This window comes from Kitasatospora sp. NPDC015121 (genome assembly GCF_055562955.1).
Genome location: NZ_JBVHEH010000001.1, coordinates 227,338 through 237,970 on the forward strand (window position 1 = coordinate 227,338; position 10,633 = coordinate 237,970).

At 74.0% G+C, this 10,633-nt stretch carries 7 protein-coding genes; 3 read left to right on the forward strand and 4 right to left on the reverse strand.

Translation table 11 applies throughout. The annotated features are described in order from the left end of the window. Window positions 1-9 precede the first annotated feature (9 nt). Both ACZ3J7_RS01010 and ACZ3J7_RS01015 read right to left on the reverse strand, forming a co-directional pair. The gene (locus ACZ3J7_RS01010; RefSeq protein WP_465615474.1) at window positions 10-2,481 is read right to left on the reverse strand and encodes an ATP-binding protein; all 2,472 of its coding nucleotides are present in this window, start codon (window positions 2,479-2,481) and stop codon (window positions 10-12) included. A gap of 263 nt (window positions 2,482-2,744) precedes the next feature. Then, entirely contained in the window at window positions 2,745-3,632 is an 888-nt protein-coding gene (locus ACZ3J7_RS01015) for an EI24 domain-containing protein (RefSeq protein WP_465615476.1), read from the reverse strand. A 99-nt stretch (window positions 3,633-3,731) separates the two neighbouring features. Between ACZ3J7_RS01015 and ACZ3J7_RS01020 the strand changes: the two genes are divergently transcribed. After that, entirely contained in the window at window positions 3,732-4,193 is a 462-nt protein-coding gene (locus ACZ3J7_RS01020; protein WP_465615477.1) for a nucleoside deaminase, read from the forward strand. Window positions 4,194-4,260: 67 nt separating this feature from the next. On the opposite strand, the gene ACZ3J7_RS01025 is transcribed toward ACZ3J7_RS01020, so the two are convergent. Both ACZ3J7_RS01025 and ACZ3J7_RS01030 read right to left on the reverse strand, forming a co-directional pair. Then, window positions 4,261-6,153, reverse strand: coding sequence for a hypothetical protein (locus ACZ3J7_RS01025; RefSeq protein ID WP_465615479.1), 1,893 nt, complete (start codon window positions 6,151-6,153; stop codon window positions 4,261-4,263). A gap of 262 nt (window positions 6,154-6,415) precedes the next feature. Further along, a complete protein-coding gene (locus ACZ3J7_RS01030; protein ID WP_465615481.1) occupies window positions 6,416-7,900 on the reverse strand; it encodes a lipase maturation factor family protein in 1,485 nt (494 codons plus the stop codon). A 279-nt stretch (window positions 7,901-8,179) separates the two neighbouring features. Here ACZ3J7_RS01030 and ACZ3J7_RS01035 point away from each other — a divergent pair, with 279 nt between their 5' ends. Both ACZ3J7_RS01035 and ACZ3J7_RS01040 read left to right on the forward strand, forming a co-directional pair. Beyond that, entirely contained in the window at window positions 8,180-9,241 is a 1,062-nt protein-coding gene (locus ACZ3J7_RS01035; RefSeq protein WP_465615483.1) for an EamA family transporter, read from the forward strand. A 159-nt stretch (window positions 9,242-9,400) separates the two neighbouring features. Continuing rightward, window positions 9,401-10,498 (forward strand): sugar ABC transporter substrate-binding protein, encoded by a 1,098-nt coding sequence (locus ACZ3J7_RS01040; RefSeq protein ID WP_465615485.1) that lies wholly within the window; start codon window positions 9,401-9,403, stop codon window positions 10,496-10,498. Window positions 10,499-10,633 lie beyond the last annotated feature (135 nt).

Consider the following 10,633-nt stretch of genomic DNA (forward strand, 5'->3'; position numbering starts at 1 on the left):
GCGGGGCGGTCACCGCGCGGAGCGGTGACCGTCCCGCGTTCCGGCCCGGAGTTCCGTCCACACGTCCCGGACCTGGGCGACCGCTGCCGGGTCTCCCGCCCGCCCGAGCACCTCGACGGCGGCCCGGTAGTCCTGGTCCGCCGCCTCGAACGCGCCCTGCGCCCACCGCGCCCCGGCCCGGTCGGCCAGGCACCTGCCCTGCCTCTCCAGGTCACCGACGCGGGCGGCGAGGTCGGCCGCCTCGGTCCAGCAGCGGACCGCGTCCGCGTGCCGCCGGGCGTCCGCGTGCACGAAGCCGATCCGTTCGAGGACCTGGGCCTGGCTCCGGAGGTCGCCCCGTTCGCGACTGTCCGCCAGCACCGCGCACAGTTCCTCCAGGGCCTCCTCCGGTCGGCCGTCGGCGAGCAGGACCGTGGCCAGGTGGTCCCGCACCTGCGCCGCCATGTAGGCGTCGCCCATCGCGTCCATCTCCGCGACGGCCCGGGTGAGCTCGGTGATCGTCGTGCCGCTGTCCCGTCCTCCGGCCAGGACACGGAGCAGCGCCAGGTCCGCCTCCACCCGCACGCGCGTGTGGTGGTCCTGGGATTCGCGGGCGGCCTCCAGCGCGGCTTCCAGCACGGCCGACGCCTCCTCGTGCCGCTTCTGGTCGCGCAGCACCAGGCCGAGGTTGTGCAGGGTCACCGCCTCGCCCCGCCGGTCGCCGGTCGCCCGGCAGATCGCGAGGTCCTCCTCGAAGGCCGCGACGGCTTCGGAAAGCCTCCGCAGGTTGTGCAGCGCCCGGCCGAGGTTGTTGTACGCCATGCCGCGCGACCTCGGCCGCACCCCCGCCGGGTCGACCGCGAGCGCTCGCTGCAGCACCTCCACCGCCTCGACCGTCCGGCCCATCTCCTGGTACGTCAGGCCCAGATTGGTCAGCACGCCCATCTCGTACTCGGGGTTCGGCCGGGTCGGCAGCAGGCCCCGGGCCTGCTGGTAGGAGGCCACCGCCTCCTCGAAGCGGCGCAGCTGGCGCTGGACCGTGCCGAGGGAGTTGAGCAGTTCGAACTCGGCGGCCCGAAGCCGCGGGTCGCGCGTGCCGCGCACCAACCGCAGCGCTCGGCGGACGATGTCCTCGAAGTCCTCCAGGTGGCGCCGCAGGTTCTGGTACTCGCCCAACCCGTCGCACAGCCGCAGCAAGGCCGTGGGGTGTCCCAGGTCGGCGGCGGCCAGCGCGGCGGCGCGGAGGTTCGGGTACTCGGCGTCGAGCCGGGCCAGCGCCGCTCTCCTGGCCGCCGGAGCGGCACCGGGCCGAATCCCCAGGTCGGCCTCGGCCGCGAAGTCCGCGTAGTGCTCCAGCATCCGGTCGACGGCACCCGCACGGGCCGCGGGCGTCTCCTTCTCCCGGCACAGCTCCTCCGCGTACAGCCGCATCAGGTCGTGCATCCGCCAGCGGCCGTACGCGCTGCCCGGCTGAGCCAGGTGGGCGCGGGCCAGGGCGTGGACGAGGGGCTCGGCGTCCTCGACCGGCAGGTCGACGAGGCGGGCGGCGGTCTCGGTGGAGACGTCGGGGCCGGGGTTGAGGGAGAGCAGGCGGAACAGCCGGGCCTGATCGGACCGGAGGGCGCGGTAGGAGAGTCGGAAGGCCGCGCGGACGGCGAGGTCCTCGCGGGTGAGGCGGGCGAGGCGGCCGCGGGTGTCGCGCAGGGCCTGCGCCATCGAGGTCAGCGGGCGGGCGGGGAGGTCGCCGAGCAGGGCGGTGACCACGGTGAGGGCGAGCGGGAGGCCGCCGCAGAGTTCGGCCACCTCCCGTGCGGCGTCCGGCTGTTCGGCGACGCGGCGGTCGCCGGGGTCGAGGGCCCGCAGGCCGCGGGCGAGCAGGTCGACGCCGGTGGCGGCGTCCAGCACCGGCAGGTCGAGGAGGGGCAGCTTCAGGTCGCTGAGGGTGTGCCGGGAGGTGACCAGCAGCGGGATCCGGGGGTCGCCGGGTCGCAGGTCGCGGACCTGGGCGCTGCTGCCCGCATTGTCGAGCAGTACCAACGGCGGTTTGCCGTCGGCGTGTTCGGCGAGCACGCTGCGGTAGAGCCCGGCGCGCTCCGCCGTCCCGGCGGGCACCTGCTCGTCCGGGACGCCGAGGGCGCGCAGCAGCGAGCCGAGGGCGCGGTGCGGATCGACGCGGCGTTCCTCGTCGTCACCGAACAGGTCGAGGAACAGCACTCCGCCCGGGTAGCGGCCGGTGGCCAGGGCGCGGCGTGCGGCGTGCACGGCGAGTTCGGTCTTGCCCGCCCCCGGCAGGCCGGTGATCAGCCGTCCGACCGGTTCGTCCGCCTCCAGCCCCCGTGCCAGATCGGCGAGTTCGGTTTCCCGCCCGACGAGCGCCGAGGACGGGGCGGGCAGCCCGTCGAGGGCCCGCCGCGCGGGCGCGGGCGGTGTCACCGAGACGTTCGCGCCCTGGATCACCGTTCCGAAGAACGCCCCGCCGGTGATCTCGTTGTGGTTGTCCATGGCTCCCCCGGGCCGCCGTCAGAACGTGAACCCCAGTGAGCGTACGCGGTGGCCGGCGCGCCAGACGGGCGCCGGGGCGTGAACGCCCGCCCGACCACCCGGCGCAGGTCGGCGTACCGGGGGCCGTCCAAGCCCGCCGTCGAGCCGCCGAGCACCGCCCGCACCCACCGGCCCGGGCCGGCCCGACAGGTGCACCTCCGGCCCCCGGCACCGCAGCCCGTGTCGCTACGTCACAACGCGGTCGCGGTCGGCGACGGATCCGATCATCCGACCTGCGGATCGGCGTACGGGTTCGGGCCCTGGTACGGGTTCTGCTGGTAGGGGTTCTGCGGGTACGGGTTCGGGTCCTGGTGCGGCTGCGGGTACGGTTCCTCGTCCCCGTCGCCCTCCTCGTCCTCCCCGTCGCCCTCCACCGCGTACGGGGAGATCTCCCGCGCCAGCAGCGTCGCGCCGGCCACCGCGCCGGGCATCGCCAGCACCGTCACCACCGGGACCAGGAACAGCAGCGTCAGCCCCGTGCCGAACCCGAGCGCCATCGACAGCCGGGAGCGCAGCAGCCGCAGCCGCTCCTTCTGGGTCAGGCCGCGCTTCTGCAGCGGCGTGCCGGTCAGTTCGACGGTCAGGTAGAACCCGGACACGCAGATCGCCAGCACCGGGACGACCGTCTGCCCCACCACCGGGATGAAGCCGCACAGGAACAGCGCGATCCCGAACGCCGCCGCCCGCAGCAGCACCGCGAGACTGTCCCGCGCCGCCACCCACAGCTCCCGCCACAGCGGGAGGTCCGACTCCGGGGGCCCGCCGCCCTCGGTCTCCTCCACCTTGGCCGACAGCGACTCGTAGAACGGCTCACCGATCAGCAGCGTCGCCGCCGTGAACGTCAGCATCGCCAGCAGTCCGCCCGCGCCGACCGCCACCACCGCGACGCCCACCCGCACGACGTTCCGCCACAGCTCGCTCCACCCGTCCGCGAACGGCGTCGCCCACTCGGCCAGGTCGTCCGCGTACGCGATCAGCACCGCCAACGCGGCCAGGTACCCGACCAGGGCGATCAGCGCCGGGATCATCCCGAACCCCCACCACCGCCCGTGCCGCGCCACCCACCGCTGCCCGTTGAACAGGAACCGCAGTCCCGCCCCGAAATCTCGCATGCCCGCACCTTAAAGGAAACGTCAAATCCGTCGGACACCGGTCCGCCCCCGGCGCCGGCCGCCCGGCGGCCGGGGAGAGTGGACGCAGGAGGTGGCCACATGGGCACGGGAGTGACGGCGGAACGGGCCGGGGCATGGCTGGACGTCGCGGTGGCGGAGGCGGAGGCCGGGCTCGCCGAAGGCGGCGTCCCGATCGGGGCGGCGCTGTTCCGGCTCGACGGCGAACTGCTCGGACGCGGCCGCAACCGGCGGGTCCAGGACGACGACCCGTCCACCCACGCGGAGACCTCGGCCTTCCGCGCCGCCGGCCGCCTGCGCGGCTACCGCGACACGGTGATGGTCACCACCCTCTCACCGTGCTGGTACTGCTCCGGCCTGGTCCGCCAGTTCGGCATCGGACACGTCGTGATCGGCGAATCCACCACCTTCACCGGCGGCCACGACTGGCTCGCCGCCCACGGCACCGGCATCACCCTGCTCGACGACCCGCGCTGCGTACGCCTGATGACCGACTTCATCGCCACCCGCCCCGAGCTCTGGTACGAGGACATCGGCGAGTGAGAACGCGTGCGCTCGCCGCCACGCCCCAGGCGCGACAGCGGGCGCACACCCGGCCACTGACGAACCGTCAGCCCCGGACGGCGGCGACCGCCGCGCCCAGCGCCTCCTTGATGCGCGGCCCGAGCCGACCGAAGCCCAGCTCCTTCATCGCCGCCCGCAGCAGCTCGTCATCGCTGCGCTTCTCCCCGTCCGCGTCCAACCACGCCACCAGCGCGACCAGCTCCGCCGCCGAGTACCCGGCGATCGGCTTCCCCGGCACCAACTCCGGCTTCACCGGCCCACCCCCGGCGACGACAGCCACCACCTCCGGCTCCGCCACGACGGCAACGGGCTCCACGACGACGGGCTCGATCTCGACGACAACGGGCTCGACCTCGACGACGGCCTCGGGCTCCGCGACCGGCTCCGCGACAACCTCAGCCACCGGCTCGACAGCCTCGACCTCGACCACCGGCTCCTCAACGGCCACCGGCTCGGCAGCCTCCTCGGCGACCTCAGCCACCGGCTCCGGCTCAGCCTCGACCTCGGGCTCGGGCTCGGGCTCGGGCTCGATGGCAGCCTCGGGCTCCGCGACCGGCTCAGCGATGACCTCAGCCACCGGCTCGACGACCTCAGCCTCGGCCACCGGCTCCGGCTCGACCTCGACCTCGGGCTCGACGACAACCTCGGGCTCAGCGACAACCTCAGCCACCGGCTCGACAGCCTCGACCTCGACCACCGGCTCCTCAACGGCCACCGGCTCGGCAGCCTCCTCGGCGACCTCAGCCACCGGCTCCGGCTCGACCTCGACCTCGGGCTCGGGCTCGGGCTCGGGCTCGGGCTCGGGCTCGATGGCAGCCTCGGGCTCCGCGACCGGCTCAGGCTCAGCGACCGGCTCAGCGACAACCTCAGCCGCCGGCTCGACAGCCTCGACCTCGACCACCGGCTCCTCGGCCTCGGCAGCCTCGACCAGCGGCTCCGGCTCGACCTCGACCTCGACAGCCTCGACCACAGCCTCCGGCTCGACCGCTTCCGCAGCCTGTCGCGGTCCCGCCGCCAGCGCGGCCTTCGCGGCGACGTGCCGGTCGTAGGCGGCCAGCGCGGCGTCCTTGTCGGCCTGCCGCTCGTTCAGCTCCGCGAGCAGCTCGGTGAGCCCCTGCTCGGCGAGTTCCAGGCGGAGCTGGCGGAGGGCGGAGAGCCGGTAGAGGGTGCCTTCGTCGGCGGCGAGGCGGTCGACGAGGTCGGCGAGTTCGGTGAGGGGGAGGGCGTCGAGGGCGCGCTCGGGAAGGAGGCGGGTGAGGGTGCGGACGGCGTCGGCGAGGGATTCGACGACGTTGGCGGTCTCGGTGAGGAGGGCGCCGTCGACGGGGACGGCGGGCCGGGAGGAGGCTTCGGCGATGGCGCTCCAGTCGCGGTGGGCGGCCTCGGCGGCGACGAGCGCGGTGTGCAGTTCGGCGCGGCCGGGGCGGGTGCCGGCGGCGGCGAGGGCGCGGGCCTGGCCGCGCAGGGTGCGGCGGCGGTTCCAGCCGAGCTTGGCGCCGTTCTCCTTGCGGTAGGCGGAGGTGCCGGTGGCGGCGGCGAGTTCGGCGAGGTTCTGCTGGTAGACCTCGGTGCGCAGGGTCGCGGTGGTGGCGTGGACGCGCTGCAGGAGGTCGAGCAGGGTGGTGAGGCCGCCGAGGGTGTCGGGGATGTTGAGTCCGGCCTTGGTGGCGATGGCGTTGGCGGCCTGGCCGACGGCGCGGGTGTCGCGGCTGCGGAGTTCGGCGAGGACGGTGGAGGCGGCCCGGGCGTCCTCGGGGCCGGCGAGGGTCTCGGCGGCCTCCAGCCAGGGGTTGGCGTCGGCGGTGAGGGTGAAGCCGCCCTGTTCGGCGAAGCGGCCGAGTTCCTCACGGGTGCTCTGGCGGTTCTCGCCGTCCGTCGCGGACGCGGTCGCGGTCTCGGACGCGGAGTCGTCGGCGTCGTTCAGGGTGCGCACTGTCATGTGAAGTCCGGTTCGTGGCGTTTGGCGGGCAGAGGGACTGGCGTGGCGGGTGGGGTGGGCGCGGCGGCGGTGGCGTCGCGGGAGGCCAGAATACGGGTGCGCGTTCGAGCCGTGCACGGCAGCGGACCCCGTGGTATCGCGGCGGGCCGCGTCCCGGGTCGGGGGCCCGTCCGTGCGGGTCGCACGGTTCGCACGGTCCGTACGGTAGGGAGCGGCACCGACAGTACGCCCCGCCGGGGTGGGGGGCGGGAGTTGGGTGGGTTCATCGTCGTCCCTCCGTCCCGGCCGCCGGGGCCGCCGGGGCCGGGGGCGCGTGCCGGCGCAGCTCGGCGAGGCCGACCGGCGCCTGCCGGTCGCGGACGTGGCGGCGGTGCCACCAGGCGCCGGTGTCGCGGAGCTCGGGGCCGTCGGTGAAGCGGTAGTGGTAGAGGCGGGCGCGGACGAGGGCGGGCGGGGCGTCGGGGAAGGGGTTGTGGTGGAGCAGGCGGAGGGTGTCGGGGTCGTTGACGAGCAGCCGGGCGAGCAGCGGGTGGAACCAGGGGCGGGCGTAGGCCGGGGAGATCGCGGCGAACCACATCAGCCAGTCGAGGCGCAGGTGGTAGGGGGCGAACTGCCGCGGCCGCCGCCGCACCCGGCCGGGCTTGCCGGGGAACTCGTACTCCTGCCAGCCGTCCCGGCCGTGGACGTCGCGGGTGCCCTCGAGGACGATCTCGTACCGGGTCCGGCCGACGGTGCCGAACGCGCCGTAGCTGTTGACCAGGTGGAGGCGGTCCCAGGAGCGGTTCATCTGCTGGTGCGCGGAGAGCAGGTTGCGCAGCGGCCGCCAGGACAGGGCGAGCACCAACAGCGCGTACCCGGCCACCAGGCCCTGGTACCAGGCGGGTTGGGAGCCGGGCCCGGCGGTGTCGGGACCGATCGGCAGGACGCGGCGCAGCGTGCCGGTGTCGAGGACGCCGAGGGCGAGGGCGATGGTGAGCCAGTTCAGCCAGGCGAAGTTTCCGGAGGCGATCAGCCAGAGCTGGGTGGCGATCATCAGCAGGGCGGCGTCGGAGGCGATCGGCTGCGGGAGGAACAGGCCGAAGGGGACCACCAGTTGGACGAAGTGGTTGGCGGCGGCCTCGGCCCTGTGGAGCGGGCGGGGCAGGTGGTGGAAGAACCAGCTGAGCGGTCCGGGCATGGGCTGGGTCTCGTGGTGGTGGTAGAGGCAGGTGAGCCGGCGCCAGCAGGCGTCGCCGCGCCACTTGATCAGTCCGGCGCCGAACTCGACCCGGAACAGCGTCCAGCGCAGCAGCCACATGCCGAGCAGCGGCGGGGCGGTGCGGTCGTTGCCGAGGAACACGGCGAGGGCGCCGGCCTCCAGCAGCAGGGACTCCCATCCGAAGGCGTACCAGGTCTGTCCGGTGTTGACGATCGACAGGTAGAGCACCCAGAGCAGCGCCCAGACGGCCATCGCGGCGCCGAGCGGGAGCAGGTCGGCCGCTCCGGCGAGCAGCGCGGCGGAGAGCAGGGCGCCGGTCCACGCGAGGGCGGCGTACAGGCGGTCGTCGTAGTGCCAGTGGAACAGGCTGGGGGCGCGGCGGAACGGGACGCGGGCCAGGAAGCGCGGGATCGGGAGCATGCCGCGGCTGCCGAGCAGGGCGCGGAACTGCCGGGCGGCGGCGAGGAATCCGCAGCCGTAGACGAGGGCGAGCAGGCGTAGGAACAGCTCGCGGGCGAGCCGGTACTCGGGTGCGGCGAACCATGCCATGCGGCCGTCCTCCGTTCGGCTGCCCTCGGCCGCCCCCATGCCTACCATCCGGCGCGGCCGGGACGGGGCGGCTGGGGTCGCGGTGGTGCGCCGGTTCATCCGGTCGGCCCTGCCCGGCGTGCGGTGGGCGGCGTCCGGCGGTAACGAGCCGGGCGGGCCGGGCCGGGCGGGGTTCGCCCCGCGCGCCCCGTACCGGCTGGTGAAACTCGCTGCCCGGGGCGGGCCGAGTGTGGTGTCATTCCGCCGAACGCCTGTCAGGACCAAGACAAGGAGACGCCCATGTCCGCGCCCTCTCCGCAACCCTCCGCCGACGCCGGCCCCGACTGTCCGCCCGACCCGGCCACCGCCACCCCGGCCACCGCCACCCCGGCCACCGCCTCCCCGACCTCGGCGCCGGTCGACCCCAAGCCGGTCGGCCCCAAGCCGACCGACCCGAAGCCGGCCGACCCGAAGCCGGTCGGCGGGCTCGGGGTGGCGGTGTGGGCGGCGCTCGGCATCGTGTACGTGGTGTGGGGGTCGACCTACCTGGCGATCCGGGTGGTGGTGGAGACGATGCCGCCGCTGCTGTCGGGGGCGCTGCGGTTCGGGGCGGCGGCGCTGCTGCTGGCGGCGGGGCTGGCGGCCCGCCGGGGGTGGCGGTCGCTGCGGGTGACGTGGCCGCAGTTCGGTTCGGCGTTCCTGGTGGGCGTGCTGCTGCTGGTCGGCGGCAACGGGCTGGTGGTGCTGGCCGAGCGGACGGTGCCGTCGGGGCTGGCGGCGCTGATGGTGGCGAGCATGCCGCTGTGGGTGGTGCTGCAGCGCCGGGCGTTCGGGATCCGGACGGGCGGGCGCACGCTGGCGGGCGTGCTGCTGGGCCTGGCGGGGCTGGTGGTGCTGACCGCGCCGGGGCTGACCGGTCAGGTCGAGCTGGCGGGGCTGCTGCTGGTGGTGGTCGCGGCGGTGGTGTGGGCGCTCGGCTCGGTGCTGGCGGGGCGGTTGCCGATGCCGGCCGACCCGTTCGTGGCGAGCGTGTACGAGATGGTGGCGGGTGCGCTGGGCGCGCTGGCGCTGTCGTTCGTCCGGGGCGAGCCGGGCGCTTTCGACCCGGCGGCGGTGTCGGCCGGTTCGTGGGCGGGGCTGGTGTACCTGGTGCTGTTCGGTTCCATTGTCGCGTTCACGTCTTACGCCTGGCTGTTGCAGCGCGCGCCGCTACCGCTGGTGGCCACCTACGCCTACGTCAATCCGGTGGTGGCGGTCTTCCTCGGCTGGCTGTTCCTCTCCGAGTCCCTGACCTGGCCGATCTTGGTCGGCGGTGCGGTGGTGGTCGGCGGCGTGTTCCTGGTGGCGCGCAGCGAGCGGTGAACGCTCCGTGGTCGGAGCCATCGGAATGCATTCAAGAAGGTAACGACTTGGTCGATCCCCCCTGACCAATGATTTACTTCTTGACGACAAAGGACGGGTGGGTTTGACTCCCCTTCTCCGCCGTAGGGACGCGGCGCTGTCAGGGAGGCTCCACCCACCATGAACTCGATGACGCGTCGACTCGTCATCGGCACGGCCGCCGTGTCGATGACGATGTCGCTCGCCGCCTGCGGGGACGACAAACCCTCGTCGTCCTCGGGCAACCAGTCGATCGGACTGCTGTTGCCCGAACGCTCCTCCTCCACCCGCTACGAGGCCTTCGACAAGCCGCTGATCGAGGCGTCCGTCAACGGTCTGTGCACCAAGTGCACCGTTGACTACGCGAACGCCGACGGCGACGAGAAGACGCAGAAGGAGCAGTTCGACGCCCTGCTGGCACGCGGCGTCAAGGTGATCCTGCTCGACCCGGTGAACGCCGCCGCCACCGCGCCGTGGGTGGAGGCCGCGAAGGCGAAGGGCACCAAGGTCATCGCGTACGACCGGCTGGCCGCCGGCGACGTGGTCGCCTACATCTCCTTCGACAACCAGCGCACCGGCGAACTCCAGGGCCAGGCTCTGCTGGAGGCGATGGCCAAGAACGGCAAGAAGGCCACCGACGCCGAGATCGTCATGATCAACGGCGCGGAGACCGACCCGAACGCCGCCGACTTCAAGACCGGCGCGCACCGGGCGCTGGACGGCAAGGTCAAGCGGATCGTGTACGAGCAGTCCGGCGAGTGGAAGCCCGAGGTGGCCGGCGCCAAGATGGACGAGGCCGTCTCCAAGCTCGGCAAGAACGGCTTCCAGGCCGTCTACTCGGCGAACGACGGCATGGCCGGCGCGATCATCGACTCGCTGCACAAGGCCGGCCGCACCGACGTGCCGGTCGGCGGGCAGGACGCCTCGCTGGACGCGATCCGCCGGATCATCACCGGCGAGCAGGCGTACACCATCTACAAGCCGTACCAGCCGGAGACCGAGGCGGCCGCCAACATGGCGGTCTACCTGGTGAAGGGCATCGACATCACCTCGGTGGCGTCCGCCGTCACCCAGTCCGACGGCCGGGAGATCCCGTCCCGACTGCTGACCCCGGTCGTCGTGACCAAGGACAAGGTCGCCGAGACGGTCGTCGCCGGCGGCCTCTACAAAGCCGAGGAGATCTGCACCCCGCAGTTCGCCAAGGCCTGCAAGGAAGCCGGGATCCCCGGCTCCTACTGACCGGAGCGGGGGGGGCGGGGGCCGGTGGGGGGGGGCCGCCCCCCCCCCCCCCCCCCCCGCACCCCGGACCCCGCCCCCCCCCCGCGGGACCCCCCCCCCGCCCGGGGGGGGGGGGGGACACGACCGCGACCGGGC